A 15,106-nucleotide genomic window follows, 5' to 3' on the forward strand; every position below is an offset into this window, starting at 1 on the left:
GTTGTCCTGCTCCGTGCTCGCGGGCATTCGGCCCGCATCGAAATCCGAAAGTGGCGCCGGAAGGGGTGCCGAAAGGGGCGCGCATGCCGTGCATCGGGTCAGCGTCCGCGCTGCGCCTGGCGCCGGGCCAGGCGTCCGGTCACCAACTCGTCGCTGGCGCGGAGTTCGGCGCGCTGTTCCAGCACCGCCTGCTGGAGCACGCGCCGGCTCGCCAGGGTGTCGTAGGACGCGACCCGGCGGCGGGCATTGTGCCAGTGTCGGATGCCGCCCTCCACTTTTTCATGCTGGGCGGCGAGTGCGTTGCGGGCGCTGTCGAGCGCGCTGTCGAGCGAGGCGAGGAAGCGCCGGTAATTGTCCACCAGCACCGGGTCGATGCCGCGCGCCATCGCCTGCTGCAGGCGCTCGAGGTATTCCTGGCGGTACTGCTCGAGCGCGCCGATGCGCGCCTCGATCTGCTGGGCGTCGCGGCGCTCCTGGCGCAGGGTGTCGCCGGCGCGGTCGCAGGCGCTGCGGGCGAGCTCGAGCAGGGTGTCGAGGGTATTGGGCGGCTTGCTCATCCGGCCGATTCTCCGAATAGTGCGGCGAGCGCCTGGTGCGAGCCTTCGAGCGCGGCGCAGTCGTCGATGCCTTGCTGGAGGAAGGCTTCGAGCGCGGGAAAGCGCGTCACCGCCTCGTCGAGCTGGGGGTCGTGGCCGGGCGTGTAGGCGCCGACCCCGATCAGGTCCTGGTTGCGCCGGTAGCGCGAGAACAGCTGCTTGAAGCGGCGCGCGCGGGCGAGATGGGCGGGGGGCACGATCTCGGTCATCACCCGGCTGATCGAGGCTTCGATGTCGATCGCCGGGTAATGGCCGGCTTCGGCGAGCGAGCGCGCGAGCACGATGTGGCCGTCGAGGATCGCGCGCGCCGAGTCGGCGATCGGATCCTGCTGGTCGTCGCCCTCGGTGAGCACGGTGTAGAACGCGGTGATCGAGCCGGCGCCGCGGCGGCCGTTGCCGGCGCGCTCGACCAGCGCCGGCAGCTTCGCGAACACCGACGGCGGGTAACCCTTGGTCGCCGGCGGCTCGCCGATGGCGAGGGCGATCTCGCGCTGGGCCATCGCGTAGCGTGTCAGCGAGTCCATGATCAGGAGCACGTCGCGCCCTTCGTCGCGAAAATGCTCGGCGATGCGGGTCGCATAGGCCGCGCCCTGCAGGCGCTGCAGCGGCGAAGTGTCGGCCGGCGCGGCCACGACCACGGCGCGGCGCCGGCCCTCTTCGCCGAGGATGTTGTCGATGAAGTCCTGCACTTCGCGGCCGCGTTCGCCGATCAGGCCGACGACGATGACATCGGCGCGGGTGTAGCGCGCCATCATCCCGAGCAGGACCGACTTGCCGACCCCGGAACCGGCGAACAGGCCCATGCGCTGGCCGCGGCCGACGCTGAGCAAGGCGTTGATGGCGCGGATGCCGACGTCGATCGGTTCTTCGATCGGCGCACGTGCGAGCGGGTTCAGCGGCGGCGCCGCGAGCGGCGCGCGGGCGATGCCGTCGAAGGCGGGGCCGTCGTCGAGTGCTTCGCCGTTGCCGTCGACGACCCGCCCGAGGAGCGCCTCGCCGACCGGAAAGCGGCGCGCATCGTGCGCGGCGCTGCCGTCTTCGAGCGGAAACACGCGGGAGCCGGGCATCAGGCCGACGGTGTCGGCAAGCGGCATCAGGAACAGGCGCTCGCCGGCAAAGCCGACCACTTCGGCGGCGGCGGTGCGCGCTTTGCCGTCGGCGCCGGGCGGGAGTTCGATGCGGCAGGCGTTGCCGAGCGCGATGCGCAGGCCGATGACTTCGATCACCAGCCCGGTGGCGCGCACCACACGCCCGCTGCGATGCACCTGCGGGCAGTGCTCGACGCGGGCGCGCACGCGGCGCAGGGTGTCGCGCCAGCGCGCGCCGTGGGCGGCGGCGGCGGGCGAGGGCGGCGGCGCAACGGGCGATTCAGTCATGGCCGTCGTGCTCGCTGTCGCCCTCGACGGGGCGGCGGCGGCGCAGCTGCGCCTTCACCGCCTTCCAGCGCGTCGCCCAGGTGGCGTCGAGTTCGCCGCCCGGGCTGACCAGGCGGCAATCGCCGCGTTGCAGGGCGTCGTCGGGCTGCAGCGTCCACCCCGCGGCCTGCAGCTCGCTGCCGAGATGGCGCTCGACCAGGCGGCAGTCCTGCGGATTAAGCCACAGGCGCGGCTGTCCCGCGGGTGCGGGGTCGCTGTGGAGCAGCAGGCGGACGATTTCCAGCACCTGCTGGGGGCGGGTGCGCAGGGCGTCGAAGGCGAGCTGGCGGCCGGTGGCGAGGGCGAGTTCGGCAAGCTCGTCGGCGACCATGTGGTCGAGTTCGCCGAGCGCTTCGCCGAATGCGCAGGCGAGGGTGCGCAAGGGTTCGAGCGTTTCCCGGCAGCGCCGCTCGAGTTCGGCCTCGGCCTCGGCGCGGCCTTCGGCGAGACCCCGGGCCAGCCCCTGGGCGCGGCCTTCGGCCAGTCCCTGCTCGAAGCCGGCGCTGCGTCCGGCCTCGAATCCGGCGCGGCGCTCGGCTTCGGCGGCATCGCGCCGGACCCGCTCGCGCCGCGCCGCGAGCACGGCCTCGTGCCCCGAAGGGGGTGCGCTGCGTCCGCCCGGCGCGGCCGTGGCGGGCGCGACGAACTCGTCGAGCTGCCAGCGATGCCAGGCCGCCGAGCCGGCGCCGCGCTTGTCAGACATAGGCGTCGTCTCCGCCGCCGAGCACGATCTCGCCGCTCTCGGCGAGGCGGCGCACGACCTGCAGGATCGTCTTCTGCTCGGCCTCGACCTGCGACAGCCGCACCGGGCCGCGGGCGTCGATGTCCTCGCGCAGGAGGTCGGCGGCGCGCTGCGACATGTTGCGCATGAACTTGTCGAGCAGCTCCGACGGCGCGCCCTTGAGCGCGACCGACAGCGCGTTCGGGTCGATGTCCTTGAGGATCAGCTGGATTGCGCGGTCGTCGAGTTCGAGCAGGTTCTCGAACAGGAACATCTCGTCGATGATCTTCTGCGCCAGGCCTTCGTTGTAGGCGCGCACGGTCTCGATCACCGATTCCTCGGTGGCCGAGTTCATCAGGTTCAGGATCTCGGCCGCGGTGCGCACGCCGCCCATCTTGCTGCGCTTGATGTTCTGGCCGTCGAGCAGGCCCGACAGCACCTCGGTGAGCTCCTGCAGCGCGCTCGGCTGCACCCCGCTGAAAGTCGCCACGCGCAGCATGACGTCGTTGCGCTGCTTTTCCGGGAAGTGCTCGAGCACCTGCGCCGCCTGGCGGCGTTCGAGGTGGATCAGCACGGTGGCGATCACCTGCGGGTGCTCCTCCCGGATCAGGTCGGCCACCACCGAAGCTTCCATCAGGTTCAGCGCATCGATGCCCGAGGACGATTCGGACTGTTCGAAAATGTCCTCGATCAGGCTGGTGGCGCGCTCGGTGCCGAGCGCCTTCATCAACACCGAGCGGATGCGGTCGCTGGAGTTCAGGTTGAGCGCGGTGAATTCCTCGGTCTCGGCGTGGAAGCTGGCGAGCACGGCGCGCATTTCCTCGTGCGAGACCTGCTCGAGCGTGGCCATTTCCTTGGTCACGCGCTGGATTTCGGTGGCGGACAGGAACTTGAAGACTTCGGCGGCGACATCCTCGTCGAGCGCCAGCAGCAGGATCGCGCTGCGGCGCAGGCCGGGGATCGACTGTCCGGGCGGCGGGTTACTCACTTGAATTCATCCAGTTGCGCACGATCATCGCGATCAGGCGGGGGTCGTCCTGGGCCATTTCCTGCAGGCTGCTGAGGTGGGCTTCGTAGGCCGAAGTCCGGCGCTTGCGCTTGGACGGCTCGTAGACCACCTCTTCCTCCTCTTCTTCCGCTTTCGCCGCTGCCGCGGCGGCCTGGCTTTCCGCCGCGGCCGCCGCCGGGGCGGGCGCGGCGGGCGGCGCCGCCCGCCGCAGCAGCGGGCGCAGGATCAGCAGGTAGAGCAGCAGGGCGGCGAGCGCGACGAGGCCGTAGCGGACCAGCGGCAGGATCAGGCTGTCGAAGGACGGCGACTGCCACCAGTCGAGGGCGAGGGGTTCATCCTCGGCGCGCATGAAGGGGCTGTTGACCACTTCGACCTGGTCGCCGCGCGCCGCCGAAAAGCCGATCGCCTGGCGCACCAGGCGGTCCACCTGGGCGAGCTCTTCGGCGCTCAGCGCGACGCTGCGCAGGGCCCCGTTCTCGTCCGTCTCGGCGCGGTGATTGACCACCACCGCGGCCGATAGCCGGCGCAGCTGGCCGCGCGGGTACTGGATGTGGGCGATGGCGCGGTCGACTTCGAAATTGACCACCTCGTCGCGCCGCAGCCGTTCGGGGTCGCGGGCGAGCCCGGCTTCGGCGGCGGCTTCGGCCGGGGCGTCGATCGGTGACGGCGGGGTGGCGGGCGGAATGTTGCTGAGCGCGCCCGGCACGCCGCCGGCGAGGTCTTCGCGGGCGCCGTAGTCGAGCGTGGACTGGCGGCTGCGCACCGCGGCCTCGTTCGGCGCCTGGTTCGGGCCGTAGCGTTCGGAGGTTTCCTCGCGCCGCGAAAAATCGATTTCGGCGACGACCTGGGCGCGCACGTTGGCGGCGCCGAACAGCGGTGCGAGGATGTTCTCGATGCGGTGCTGGAAGGAGCGCTCGATTTCGGCGACGAAATCGAGCTGGGTGTTGTCCACGTCGCGCGCGCCGGCGGCCGGCGTGCTCAGCAGGCGGCCGTCGTCGCCGACCACGGTGACGTTCTCCGCCGCCAGCTCGGGCACGCTGCTCGACACCAGATGCACGATTGCGCGCACCTGGCCGTCGTTGAGGCTGCGCCCGGGGTGGAGGCCGACCACCACCGAGGCTTTCGCCGGCTCGCGCTCGCGCACGAACACCGAGTTGCGCGCCAGCGCCAGGTGCACGCGGGCGCTCGCCACCGGGCTCATCGCCCCGATCGAGCGCGACAGCTCGCCTTCGAGGCCGCGCTGGAAGCTGATCTGCTCGGCGAACTGGCTGGCGCCGAAGCGCTGCTGGTCCATCACTTCGAGGCCGACGTTGCCGGCGCGCGGCAGCCCTTCCTCGGCCAGTTGCAGGCGCAGGACGTGGACTTCGCCGGCCGGCACCATCAGGGCCTGGCCGCCTTCGCTGAAGCGGTAGGGCACACCGCGCTGGTCGAGTGCGGCGATGATGCGCCCGCCGTCGGCTTCGCCGAGGTTGCTGAACAGCACCCGGTATTCGGGGCGCCCGGCCCACATCAGCATTACCGCAACCACTGCTACCACGGCTGCGGCGGCGATGGCGAAGGCCAGCATGGGGTGGGCGCGCAGCGAGCCGAACGCCTGCGCCAGCCCCGCGCTGCGGGCGCCTGCGGCTTCGTTATTCATGGGGGATAGATCCGGGCGCGGTCGTGCGCTGGAAGCGGAGCGGATCGATCGGAGGCCTTGTTTGCATGTTCGGGTGGCGGTCGCGGTGGCGGCGAGCGCAGGGCGGAATTCGGATGACCGCCCATTATCATGGCCGCTGCCAGGACAGAAGAGCGGAACAGCCCGGTTTTTCGGTGCCAATTGCGCTCATCGGCGGCGCCGCCGCGCTGCTAGACTCGCCCCATGTCCTCCCCGATCCAGTCCTCCCTGCAGACCCTGCAGACGCTCGCCGCCCAGGCCGCGGGCGGAACCAAAGCCGCCTCGGTGCACACCAGCGTCGGCGCCGGTGGCTTTGCCGACGAACTGGCGGCCTCGATCGGCCGCATCAACCGCCTGCAGCAGCAGGCCGGGGCGAAAGCGCTCGCCTTCCAGTCCGGCGCTCCCGGCGTCGAGCTCGACGACCTGATGGTCGACATGCAAAAAGCCAGCCTCGCGTTCCAGATGGGCGTGCAGGTGCGCAACCGCCTGGTCTCGGCCTACCGCGACATCATGAACATGCAGGTGTAGGCGGCACCGCCCCTGCGGCGCTGTCTGCGCCCGATCCGCCGACGCACCCGGCAACGGGCGTCGGCGTTTTTCATCGCGATCAGGGAGATGAGGACGCGCGGCCGAACGGGCCGAGATGCCCCGGACCGATCGGCGCGGGCGCCGCAGCGGGTCAGGCGCTGGAGCGCAGGATCAGGCCCTGGTTCTGGTCCAGCCGGCGGGCGATGGCGAGGACTTCTTCGCTGGGAATCTGGCGCAGCAGCTCGCCCGATTCGCGGTCGACGACGCGGGTGATCCAGCGCCCGGAGTCCTCGTCGAGGTTGAATTCCAGTCCGTAGCCGCGCATCACCTCGTTGATCCGCTTCAGCGGTTCGATCAGCTCGCCGCGGCTGGGCGCGGCGGCGCTGTCTTCGGACAGCACGCTGGTGGCCGGCGGCAGGCGCGACATCACCTGTTCCAGGCGCTGGCGCGGAGTGAGGTCGTACAGGGCGGGCCCCGCAGGGGCAGCGCTGGCGTCGATCAGCGGTGAACTCATGGTCGTGGGTCCTGGTGAAGGATCATCGAATCACGGCAGCGGCGGGGTGGGGGCGTGCTCAGGCCGTGGCGCCGGAAAGCAGCAGTTTCTGTCCCGCGGCGTAGGCTTCCGTGTCCGCAGCGGCGGGGTGGTGGGTGCTGATCTCGTCGGAAACCTTGAAGCGGTCGATCTCGTCGCTCATGTCCGCGACCTGGTCGTCGAGCGACTGGCTGGCGGCGGCGGTTTCTTCGACCAGCGCGGCGTTCTGCTGGATCATCTGTTCGAGCTGCGACACCGCCTGGTTGATCTGGCCGATGCCGGCGGACTGCTCGTCGGCGGCGGTCGAGATTTCCGCGATCTGGGTGGCCATCTGCTTGACCCGGGCGGCGATCGCTTCCAGCGTCTCGCCGGTGGTGGCGACCAGCTTCTGCCCTTCGTCGATGCTGGCGACGTTGTCGGCGACGAGGTTGCGGATCTGCTCGGCTTCGTTGGCGCTGCGGCTCGAGAGCTTGCGCACTTCCGCGGCGACCACGGCGAAGCCGCGGCCGTGTTCGCCGGCGCGGGCGGCCTCGACCGAGGCGTTGAGTGCGAGCAGGTTGGTCTGGAAGGCGATGCTGTCGATCGCGGCGACGATCGAAGTCACGCGCTGGTTGGCCTCGTGGATGCGCTGCATCGCGGCGCGCGCCGCGGTCGATACCCGGGTGGCCTCGTCGGCCTGGGCGGCGACTTCGGACGACACCCCCTGTGCGCTGCGGGCGTGATCGGCGGTGTTGCGCACGGTGGCGGTGATCTCTTCCAGGCTGGAGGCGATCTCGACCAGCGCGGTGGATTGCTGCTCGGTGCGGCTGGCGAGGTCGTCGTTGCCCTGGGCGATCTCGCGGCTGGCGATGCCCACCGACTGGGCGGTGCGGCGGATGCTGGAAACGAGCTGCTCGGTGCTGGCGAGCGAGTCGTTGAAGGCGCGGTTCAGGCGCGAGAACTCGTCGCTGCCGGGCACGTCGAGGCGGCGGGTGAGGTTGTTCTGGTCGCTGCCGAGTACGCGCAGGGTGCGCGCGAGCGGACTGAGGATGCTGCGCGCGATCAGGATCGTGGCGATGCTGGCGAGCACGGCGGAAAGGACGACCACCGCCAGGTAGCTGATCAGTGCCGCACGTGCTTCGGCGTGCATCTCGCCGGCGCGGGCGATGAGGGCGTTGGTCATTTCGTCCTCGATCTCCTTCACCAGGCCGATCTGGCGCGACTTGAGGTCGAACCACTCGAAGGGGTCGATGCTCTTGACGTCGCCGTGGAGGGTGATCGCGCTGCGGATCTCGCTGATGCGGCGCTGCAGCTCGCCGCTGGAATAGGCTTCGGCCAGGCGCTCGCGCACCGCGGACTCGCCCACCAGCTCCACCATCTTGTAATAGGTCCGTTCGTCGGCTTCGAGCGCGGCCAGGCGCTCGTAGACTTCGGCGTGGATGGTGTCGGCGTTGAGCGCGGCGGTGATCACCGCGCGCTCGATGCCGGCGGTTTCCTTCAGGCGGATCAGCACGTTATAGACCGCCGGCGTGCGCACGCCGGCGTCGGTGCTGCCGAAGCCGGTGGCGGTGTCGATCAGTTTGATCAGCTCGCTGATGAGTTCGGTGTAGCGGCGCACGACGTCGTACGAACTGATCTTGCGCTCGTTGATCTCGTTGCGCATGCCCACCGTTTCGGCGAAATAGGGCAGCAGCGCGCGCGCCTGCTCGAGCAGCGCGCTGCCGATGAGGTCGGGGTCGGCCTGATTGACGAAGACGGTGAATTGTTCGCGCTGCTTGTCCACCAGCACGCGCTGGGCGTCGAGCTTGGGGCGGATGCGGCCGTCCTTGGTGACGACATGCCCCGAGGAGTAGCCGCGTTCGCGCTGCAGCTCGTGGAGCAGGGCGGTGGCCTGCTGGGCGAGCGCGGTGGTGGCCTGCGGGCCGGTGGCCGCGCGCATCGCGTCCATCCGCTCGATGATGCCGGCGAGGCCGAAATACGCCGTCGCCAGCAAGGGCAGCACGAGGGCGAGGACGAACTTGTACACGAGGGGAAGGCGGTGCAGCAGCGTGTTCATGACGATCGGGGTCTCCGTGGCAAAACGCGCCGCGTGCGGCCTGGGCCGGACGAGGCTGTTCGTGGTCTATCGGAACCCGGACGCCGAACTTTAGGGCGAAGGCGTCAAAAAACTGCAAGATCCGCAGGGTCTTCGGCTCGCGCGTCTCTGCCCTGTTCCTCAGGCGGGCGCGGTAGGGGCGACCCGCCGGGTCGCCCCTACATCTCGGCGAATTGTCCCGACGTCCCGGCGAATTGCCCCGGCGTCCCGGTAGGGGCGACCCGTTGGGTCGCCCTGACGAACCACCGAGGGGTGGAATAGGGGGCTGACCCCTTTTTCCTTCGAAAAATGGCGTCCTGACTGTTGGCGCCGTCGGTGATGCCGGCGGCGTGCGGTAGGGGCGACCCGGCGGGTCGCCCCTACGTTCCGGCGAATTGCCCCGATGACCCGGCGCGAAATAGGGGGCTGGCCCTTTTCCGCTGGCGGGAGCTCAGGCTTGTATCCGTTGGCGCTGCTTGGCTGCTATCCTCTGTCCATATGGTCACCTGGAGCGATGTCATGCGTACCGTTGCGGTTGTCGAGGCCAAGAGCCAGTTTTCAGCGCTGTTGGCGGCAGTGGAGGGTGGCGAGGAGGTGGCGATCACCCGGCGTGGGCGAGTCGTCGCTCGTCTGGTGCCGGATACGACGCGTTCGGCGGCGGATGTATTTCGGCCCTGCTGGCAGGAAGGCGGGCTCGATCTGGCGGCGCCGGCCGATACGCCGGCCGAGCCGGTCGCCGGGTGGGATTGAGCCCGCATGACGCACCTGCTCGATACCAATATCTTCATCGCTGCGCTGAAGGCCCACCCGGCGGTTCGCGCGCGGCTCGAGTCCTTGCCGGCCTCTGCAGTCGTTCTTTCGCCCATCGTCCTGGGCGAACTCCAGACCGGTGTGGAGAAGAGCGAACAGGTCGAGCGTAACCGTGCACGGCTGGAGCAGGTGGTTGCGGGGCTTGCGGTGCCGCGGGTGGATGCCGCGACGAGCGCCCACTATGCACGGATCCGTGCCGCGCTCGAGCGGCAAGGCACGCCGATCGGTGGTAATGATCTCTGGATTGCGGCGCAGGCGCTTGCCCTTGGTGCCGTGCTGGTCACCGATAACGTGAAGGAGTTCAGCCGCGTTCCGGGCCTGGTGGTGGAGAACTGGCTGGCTCAGTGAGGGGGTGGATCGCCTACGCCAAGGCAAAATTCGACAACCTGCCTGACCCCTACGTCCCGACGAATTGCCCCGCTGACCCCGTCAGGGCGACCCGGCGGGTCGCCCTGACGAACCACCGGATTGGGTGAAATAGGGGTCTGACCCCCTTCCCTGCTGTCCCCTCGCTCGCATCCCTCCATCGTGTCAGGCAGCCCTGCGCTCCAGCGGCTGGATCGCGGGCGTGGGCTGCTGCCCGGCCTGCCACAGGTCGAACTGCGTCTGCATCCCCAGCCATAGTTCGGGCGACGTGCCCAGCCATGCAGCCAGGCGTAGCGCCATGCTGGCGGTGATGCCGGCGCGTGCGGTAGGGGCGACCCGCCGGGTCGCCCCTACATCCGGGCGACCCAGGGGGGAAACAGAACCAAGGGCTGACCAATCCCATTCGCATTGAATGCGATGCGGCCCTTTAAACAAAGCTTGCAGCCGAAACCCCGAATCGCTCGCTCAGCGCCCGCACTTGGCGAATGTTGAGCTCGCGCTTGCCGGTCAGGATTTCCGAAACGACCCCCTGGCTGCCGATCTCGGTGAGGTCGCTCTGCTTCAGACCGTGCTGTTCCATCAGAAACTTCAGGGCCTGCACGCCCGTGGCCTCGGGCAACGGGTGATGCTCCGCCTCGTAGTCCTCGATCAGGTCGCCCACGATGTCGACCAGCCCCATGGCGGGATGGGCTTCGTCACCCTGGGTTTCGTCCAGCAAGGCTTCGAGCATCTCGGTCATGCGCGCGTAGTGCGCTTCATCCCGGATCGGGGCGATGTCGGTGGCGGCACGGAAGTGTTCCCAGATCGGGAGCAGGCGTTTCACGTCGATGGGGACATTCATGGTTTCCACGCTCCTTTGTCGTAATCCCGGTGCGTCAGCACCGCCTTGATATAGACGATCTGCTTCTCGAACCGGATGGAAGCGATCAGGCGGTACTTGTTGCCGCCGATATCGAACACCACCAACTCGCCAACCTTGTCCACCGCATTGAAGGCGGCCTTGAGCTCGGCCCAGTTGGGAAACCGGTTCTTTTCAATCACCCGCCGCCATCCCTGCAAGGGGGCCTCGGCCTGAGGATGATCGGCAGCGAAGGCTCGCAAGGCGCTGTTGCTGATGATTCTCATGGAAGTAGATTATCTCAAATTGAGATAAGTGCAAGCGGGTCATGTTCGAAGATCAGAAATGCTCGGCATCAACGCCCAAACCGGCCAGCCCTTGGCTGGCATCGATCACCTGCGCCAGAGCATCCGCGGCATCCTCCCCGCCCTCCCGCTGACGCTCGCCACCCAAGGGAGGACAGGATGCGCTCGGCCTGCCATAGGTCGAACTGCGTCTGCATCCCCAGCCATAGCTCGGGTGACGTACCCGGCCATGCAGCCAGGCGTAGCGCCATGCCGGCGGTGATGCCGGCGCGTGGTAGGGGCGACCCGGCGGGTCGCCCCTACGTCCCGGCGAACAGGAAATAGGGGGCTGGCCCCTTTCCCCGCTGCGCTACGGCGTGACCGAGATGGTCAACAACGCGATCGATCATTCAGAGGGGCGGCAGGTGTCCGTGCTCATCGAGCGCAATGCGCTGCGAACGACCGTTCGCGTGAGCGATGACGGCGAGGGGATTTTTCATCGCATTCAGCGGCTGATGGGGCTGTACGATCCACGCGAGTCGATTCTGGAGCTGGCGAAGGGCAAGCTGACCACGGACCCGGCGCGACACAGTGGCGAGGGGGTGTTCTTCTCGTCGCGCATGTTCGATCGGTTTTCGATTATGTCGCGCAACCTGTTGTTCTCGCACGAGGCCGCGAGTGACGATTGGCTGATCGAGGGCGAGGGCGAGGGCGAGGTGTCCGGTACCACGGTGTCGATGACGCTTGCCAACGACAGCGCGCACACGACAAAAGGGGTGTTCGATGCGTTTGCGGCGCCCGAGGAATACACCTTTGCCAAGACCATTGTGCCGGTCCGGCTGGCGCAGCATGAGGGGGAAAAGCTGGTCTCGCGCTCGCAGGCGAAGCGGCTGACGATGCGCTTCGAGCGATTCCAGACGGTGGTGCTCGACTTTGCCGGCGTCGAGGAGATCGGGCAAGCGTTTGCGGATGAAGTCTTCCGTGTGTTCCAGGCGTCACACCCTGGCCTGGAAATGCTGCCGATTCACCTGAGCGAGGGCGTGCGCAACATGATTGCGCGCGCGCAAGCGGCCTGAGGTCGGGAGGTGTTTCAGCCCAGCTTGAGGATGGCCGCGACGATGCCGATGCCGGCGGCGATCAGGCCGCCGAGCTTGATGGTCAGGCGCAGTTCCAGTGCCTCGAGCTTGGCGTCGAAATGCTCGCGCGTGACCAGTTTTTCCTGCGACTCGGCGAGCACGCGCACGACGGTCTCCGCCTGCTTCTCGTCGAAGCCTGCGTCGCGCAGTTTGCGCGTGAATTCGCGGGTGTCGAAGGTGACGGTGCTCATGGGGCGAAGGTAGGCCGGGACCGGGGGGGCAAGCTGTAGGGGCGACCTGGTGGGTCGCCCTGACGAACCACCGGATTGGGGTGAAATAGGGGCTGACGGCACCCATGGGGCGAAGGCAGGCTGGGACCGGGGGTGGGTCACGCTGCTTGCAGCTCCTGCGCCAGCTCGGGATGGCGCACGATCAGGCGTAGCAGGCACAGCACGCCGCCCGGCGGTGCAAAGCGCCCCTGTTCCCAGTCGCGCAGCGTGGCCACTGGCGTATCGATGCGCTCGGCAAAGGCCTGCTGTGTCAGTCCAGACGCCTGGCGGGCCTGGCGCAGCAGCATCTGCGCCGGCGTGGTGACCCGTCCCAGCCCGGCCTGGGCCTCTGCCAGCGCCTGGCGCAAGTCGGGCAGTGCCTCCCCGGCGTCGGCCTCGATGGCGCGGGCGATCTTGTCGATGTCTTTCATGTCACAGCCCTTTCCGAATGTCTTTCGGTAACAGGTTTTCACGTGCTGATTTGGCGTAGACCGCCACCAGTAGTAGCACTTCGTCGGCCGCCAGGTTGAAGTAAATGACCCGGGAGCCGCCAGATTTGCCGGCTCCCGGGCGCTGCCAGCGGACTTTGCGCGCTCCTTCTGCGCCGGGGATCACGTCGCCTGCCTCGGGGTGCTCGGCAACCCAGGTGATGAAATCCAGCCGCTCACCTTCGGTCCACAGTTTGTCGGCCTGTTTCTGGAAGGTCGGTGTTTCGATCACTGTACGCATGTTCTGATTGTACGGGAATCCCGCATCTCCGCAAGCTGCAGGAAATCGGGAAGTGCGTTGTTGAGCCTGCGGGTCAGGCGGCCCTGCGCTCCAGCGGCCGAATCGCGGGCGCGGGTTGCTGCCCGGCCTGCCACAAGCCGAACTGCGTCTGCATCCCCTGACTAGTTTGGGCGACGTGCCCAGCCATGCAGCCAGGCGCAGCGCCATGCCGGCGGTGATGCCGGCGGCGTGCGGTAGGGGCGACCCGGCGGGTCCCGCCGGGTCGCCCTGACGGTGAAGCAGGGACCAGCCCCCTTTTCCCCTTCCCCCGGCGCATGCCGCGCAAGATTTTTCGCCCCCCGCCCTAAAGCTTTTCCGCCTCCGCCCGATACACCTAGCAACGGTGGTTACCGCCGTTGCGGCAGGGCGGGCGATTGCGGCGCAGCCGCGGCACGGCACCGGCCAGCTTGGACTTACCAACATAGGGGATTCATCATGTCCGTCATCAATACCAACATCACTTCGCTGATCGGCCAGAGCAACCTGCTGAAGTCGCAAAATGCGCTGTCCACCTCCATGCAGCGCCTGTCCTCCGGGCTGCGCATCAACAGCGCCAAGGACGACGCCGCCGGCCAGGCCATCGCCAACCGCATGAGCAGCCAGATCACCGGCCTGCAGCAAGCCCAGCGCAACGCCAACGACGGCATCTCCGCCGCCCAGACCGCCGAAGGCGCGCTCAACCAGATCAACGACAACCTGCAGCGCGTCCGCGAGCTGAGCGTGCAGGCGCAGAACGGCACCAACAGCCAGGAAGACCTGGATTCCATTCAGAACGAAATCGGCCAGCGCCTGAACGAAATCAACCGCATCTCGGAAGAAACCAGCTTTAACGGCACCAAGGTGCTCGCCTCCGACCAGACCCTGTCCATCCAGGTCGGCGCCAACGACAGCGAGACGATTTCGATCAACCTGAGCAAGATCGACGTCGGCACGCTCGACCTGACCGGCTTCAACGTCAACGGCGTCGGCGCGGCCAACGATGGCGCCGACGTGCAGAACCTGCTGGCCAACGGCTTTACCAAGGACGGCACCGTCGAAGGCAAATATAACAAGACCGGCTTCAACACCGCATCGACCGTCAGTGACGTATTCGCCAACCTGGAAGATGGCGGCACCATCCTGGTCGGCGCCACCGAAAGCTACACCTACGATGCTGACAACAAATCCTTCACCTACGACAAGCAGGACGCCACCGTCGCCAGTCTGGGTTCCGATCTCGGACTGACCCCGAGCGTAGGGGAGACGAACACCATCGTGGTCAAGCTCGGCGGTGTCGAGACCAGTGTCAATGTCTCGTCCTCCGGCACCCTGACCGACGCCAAGACCGGCAGCAATCTTTACCTGACCGGTACGGCGGGCGAGATGGACCTGAGCCTGACCGACTCGAATGGCACCGGCGTTGCGACCATTGAAGATTTGGTGACTGAAATCGGCAGCAATGCCCGCTTTGCCGCGGGAGTGGCCGGCAGCATCACCACTGCCGAAGGTACGAAATACGAGGTTTCGACGACTGGTGTAGCTGCAACCCTCGACGTCGTGGGCGGCAAGATTTCCTACGACGATCTGATCGACGAACTTGAAGCTGCGGGCAACGCAGCCAAGCAGTACAACGTCGATTTCGATGGCGACACCAGCACGACTGCCGACAAGTACAGCATCGTCAACGAAGTGGTCAAAACCACTCATGCATTTACCGCGGCCGTTTACACTTCCGGCTTTGAAGACGACTACAGTCTGGGCACTTCTGCCGATGCAGCCGTCTATCTCAACGACAACGGCAAGATCACCGATGGCGCGGCCAACGAGATTTACGTGACCGCGGAAGGCCGCCTGACCAAGGATGCCGTCAGTGACTCCACCGTCACCGAAGATCCGCTGGGTATGCTGGACGATGCGCTGAAGACGGTCGACGCCCTGCGTTCCGACCTCGGTGCAATTCAGAACCGCTTCGATTCGGCGATCACCAACCTCAGCACTACCGCCACCAACCTGTCGGCCGCCCGCTCCCGCATCCAGGATGCTGACTACGCGGTGGAAGTGGCCAACATGACCCGCGCCCAGATCCTGCAGCAAGCCGGCACCTCGGTGCTGGCCCAAGCCAACCAGGTGCCGCAGGGCGTGCTGTCGCTGCTGCGTTGATCGCAGCTTTTCGCGGAAGTGGGAAACCCGTTTTTCCGCTTCCGC

General features: G+C 67.6%; 18 protein-coding genes. 5 read left to right on the top strand and 13 right to left on the bottom strand.

The genetic code is table 11. From position 1 onward, the window contains the following. Positions 1-98: 98 nt before the first annotated feature. Genes fliJ through fliF form a run of 5 tightly spaced genes read right to left on the bottom strand, consistent with a single transcriptional unit; the run spans position 99 to position 5,380 of the window. The gene (gene fliJ, locus Tharo_RS01750; RefSeq protein ID WP_107219730.1) at positions 99-557 is read right to left on the bottom strand and encodes a flagellar export protein FliJ; all 459 of its coding nucleotides are present in this window, start codon (positions 555-557) and stop codon (positions 99-101) included. Continuing rightward, the gene (gene fliI / locus Tharo_RS01755) at positions 554-1,972 is read right to left on the bottom strand and encodes a flagellar protein export ATPase FliI (protein WP_107219731.1); all 1,419 of its coding nucleotides are present in this window, start codon (positions 1,970-1,972) and stop codon (positions 554-556) included. The genes fliJ and fliI overlap by 4 nt, the downstream gene beginning before the upstream one ends. Beyond that, complete coding sequence (locus tag Tharo_RS01760; protein WP_107219732.1) at positions 1,965-2,714, bottom strand: flagellar assembly protein FliH; 750 nt, start codon at positions 2,712-2,714, stop codon at positions 1,965-1,967. Before Tharo_RS01760 ends, fliI begins: the two co-directional genes overlap by 8 nt. Further along, complete coding sequence (fliG, locus tag Tharo_RS01765) at positions 2,707-3,720, bottom strand: flagellar motor switch protein FliG (protein WP_245880974.1); 1,014 nt, start codon at positions 3,718-3,720, stop codon at positions 2,707-2,709. The genes Tharo_RS01760 and fliG overlap by 8 nt, the downstream gene beginning before the upstream one ends. After that, complete coding sequence (fliF, locus tag Tharo_RS01770; protein ID WP_107219733.1) at positions 3,713-5,380, bottom strand: flagellar basal-body MS-ring/collar protein FliF; 1,668 nt, start codon at positions 5,378-5,380, stop codon at positions 3,713-3,715. The genes fliG and fliF overlap by 8 nt, the downstream gene beginning before the upstream one ends. Positions 5,381-5,602: 222 nt before the next feature. Between fliF and fliE the strand changes: the two genes are divergently transcribed. Beyond that, positions 5,603-5,926, top strand: a complete 324-nt coding sequence (gene fliE / locus Tharo_RS01775; RefSeq protein ID WP_107219734.1) for a flagellar hook-basal body complex protein FliE — start codon at positions 5,603-5,605, stop codon at positions 5,924-5,926. Positions 5,927-6,077: 151 nt separating this feature from the next. Here the strand turns inward: fliE and Tharo_RS01780 are convergent, their stop codons facing one another. Together Tharo_RS01780 and Tharo_RS01785 are read right to left on the bottom strand one after the other, a co-directional pair. After that, positions 6,078-6,440: a flagellar protein FlaG gene (locus Tharo_RS01780; RefSeq protein ID WP_107219735.1), complete on the bottom strand. Its 363-nt coding sequence runs from the start codon at positions 6,438-6,440 to the stop codon at positions 6,078-6,080. Between the two features lie 58 nt (positions 6,441-6,498). Continuing rightward, positions 6,499-8,493: a methyl-accepting chemotaxis protein gene (locus tag Tharo_RS01785; RefSeq protein ID WP_107219736.1), complete on the bottom strand. Its 1,995-nt coding sequence runs from the start codon at positions 8,491-8,493 to the stop codon at positions 6,499-6,501. A 537-nt stretch (positions 8,494-9,030) separates the two neighbouring features. Here Tharo_RS01785 and Tharo_RS01790 point away from each other — a divergent pair. Next, on the top strand, positions 9,031-9,261 hold the full coding sequence (locus Tharo_RS01790; protein ID WP_107219737.1) for a type II toxin-antitoxin system Phd/YefM family antitoxin: 231 nt from the start codon (positions 9,031-9,033) through the stop codon (positions 9,259-9,261). A 6-nt stretch (positions 9,262-9,267) separates the two neighbouring features. Beyond that, positions 9,268-9,669: a PIN domain-containing protein gene (locus tag Tharo_RS01795; RefSeq protein WP_107219738.1), complete on the top strand. Its 402-nt coding sequence runs from the start codon at positions 9,268-9,270 to the stop codon at positions 9,667-9,669. A gap of 183 nt (positions 9,670-9,852) precedes the next feature. Here the strand turns inward: Tharo_RS01795 and Tharo_RS18045 are convergent, their stop codons facing one another. The 3 genes from Tharo_RS18045 to Tharo_RS01810 are packed head-to-tail and all read right to left on the bottom strand — an operon-like array spanning position 9,853 to position 10,812. After that, positions 9,853-10,122, bottom strand: a complete 270-nt coding sequence (locus tag Tharo_RS18045; protein WP_281257415.1) for a HigA family addiction module antitoxin — start codon at positions 10,120-10,122, stop codon at positions 9,853-9,855. Then, positions 10,115-10,528 carry a helix-turn-helix domain-containing protein gene (locus Tharo_RS01805; RefSeq protein WP_107219740.1) on the bottom strand — a complete coding sequence of 138 codons (414 nt, stop codon included), beginning with the start codon at positions 10,526-10,528 and terminating at the stop codon, positions 10,115-10,117. The genes Tharo_RS18045 and Tharo_RS01805 overlap by 8 nt, the downstream gene beginning before the upstream one ends. Next, complete coding sequence (locus Tharo_RS01810; RefSeq protein ID WP_107219741.1) at positions 10,525-10,812, bottom strand: type II toxin-antitoxin system HigB family toxin; 288 nt, start codon at positions 10,810-10,812, stop codon at positions 10,525-10,527. Before Tharo_RS01810 ends, Tharo_RS01805 begins: the two co-directional genes overlap by 4 nt. 374 nt (positions 10,813-11,186) lie before the next feature. On the opposite strand from Tharo_RS01810, the gene Tharo_RS01815 reads away from it, so the two are divergent. Next, positions 11,187-11,885, top strand: coding sequence for an STAS-like domain-containing protein (locus Tharo_RS01815; RefSeq protein ID WP_342749575.1), 699 nt, complete (start codon positions 11,187-11,189; stop codon positions 11,883-11,885). Between the two features lie 14 nt (positions 11,886-11,899). On the opposite strand, the gene Tharo_RS01820 is transcribed toward Tharo_RS01815, so the two are convergent. The 3 genes from Tharo_RS01820 to Tharo_RS01830 form a co-directional block, all read right to left on the bottom strand. After that, positions 11,900-12,136 (bottom strand): CCDC90 family protein, encoded by a 237-nt coding sequence (locus Tharo_RS01820; RefSeq protein WP_107219743.1) that lies wholly within the window; start codon positions 12,134-12,136, stop codon positions 11,900-11,902. Positions 12,137-12,273: 137 nt separating this feature from the next. Next, positions 12,274-12,585, bottom strand: a complete 312-nt coding sequence (locus tag Tharo_RS01825; RefSeq protein WP_107219744.1) for a helix-turn-helix domain-containing protein — start codon at positions 12,583-12,585, stop codon at positions 12,274-12,276. A gap of 1 nt (position 12,586) precedes the next feature. Continuing rightward, positions 12,587-12,883 carry a type II toxin-antitoxin system RelE/ParE family toxin gene (locus tag Tharo_RS01830; protein WP_107219745.1) on the bottom strand — a complete coding sequence of 99 codons (297 nt, stop codon included), beginning with the start codon at positions 12,881-12,883 and terminating at the stop codon, positions 12,587-12,589. Between the two features lie 474 nt (positions 12,884-13,357). Here Tharo_RS01830 and Tharo_RS01835 point away from each other — a divergent pair, with 474 nt between their 5' ends. Next, positions 13,358-15,061, top strand: a complete 1,704-nt coding sequence (locus Tharo_RS01835) for a flagellin N-terminal helical domain-containing protein (RefSeq protein WP_107219746.1) — start codon at positions 13,358-13,360, stop codon at positions 15,059-15,061. Positions 15,062-15,106: the final 45 nt, after the last annotated feature.

This window comes from Thauera aromatica K172 (genome assembly GCF_003030465.1).
GTDB lineage: Bacteria > Pseudomonadota > Gammaproteobacteria > Burkholderiales > Rhodocyclaceae > Thauera > Thauera aromatica.

Bases quoted from the DNA above. Each gene is read 5' to 3' on its own strand.
- fliJ (WP_107219730.1), bottom strand. From the start codon at position 557: ATGAGCAAGCCGCCCAATACCCTCGACACCCTGCTCGAGCTCGCCCGC.
- fliI (WP_107219731.1), bottom strand. From the start codon at position 1,972: ATGACTGAATCGCCCGTTGCGCCGCCGCCCTCGCCCGCCGCCGCCGCC.
- Tharo_RS01760 (WP_107219732.1), bottom strand. From the start codon at position 2,714: ATGTCTGACAAGCGCGGCGCCGGCTCGGCGGCCTGGCATCGCTGGCAG.
- fliF (WP_107219733.1), bottom strand. From the start codon at position 5,380: ATGAATAACGAAGCCGCAGGCGCCCGCAGCGCGGGGCTGGCGCAGGCG.
- fliE (WP_107219734.1), top strand. From the start codon at position 5,603: ATGTCCTCCCCGATCCAGTCCTCCCTGCAGACCCTGCAGACGCTCGCC.
- Tharo_RS01780 (WP_107219735.1), bottom strand. From the start codon at position 6,440: ATGAGTTCACCGCTGATCGACGCCAGCGCTGCCCCTGCGGGGCCCGCC.
- Tharo_RS01785 (WP_107219736.1), bottom strand. From the start codon at position 8,493: ATGAACACGCTGCTGCACCGCCTTCCCCTCGTGTACAAGTTCGTCCTC.
- Tharo_RS01790 (WP_107219737.1), top strand. From the start codon at position 9,031: ATGCGTACCGTTGCGGTTGTCGAGGCCAAGAGCCAGTTTTCAGCGCTG.
- Tharo_RS01795 (WP_107219738.1), top strand. From the start codon at position 9,268: ATGACGCACCTGCTCGATACCAATATCTTCATCGCTGCGCTGAAGGCC.
- Tharo_RS01805 (WP_107219740.1), bottom strand. From the start codon at position 10,528: ATGAATGTCCCCATCGACGTGAAACGCCTGCTCCCGATCTGGGAACAC.
- Tharo_RS01810 (WP_107219741.1), bottom strand. From the start codon at position 10,812: ATGAGAATCATCAGCAACAGCGCCTTGCGAGCCTTCGCTGCCGATCAT.
- Tharo_RS01820 (WP_107219743.1), bottom strand. From the start codon at position 12,136: ATGAGCACCGTCACCTTCGACACCCGCGAATTCACGCGCAAACTGCGC.
- Tharo_RS01825 (WP_107219744.1), bottom strand. From the start codon at position 12,585: ATGAAAGACATCGACAAGATCGCCCGCGCCATCGAGGCCGACGCCGGG.
- Tharo_RS01830 (WP_107219745.1), bottom strand. From the start codon at position 12,883: ATGCGTACAGTGATCGAAACACCGACCTTCCAGAAACAGGCCGACAAA.
- Tharo_RS01835 (WP_107219746.1), top strand. From the start codon at position 13,358: ATGTCCGTCATCAATACCAACATCACTTCGCTGATCGGCCAGAGCAAC.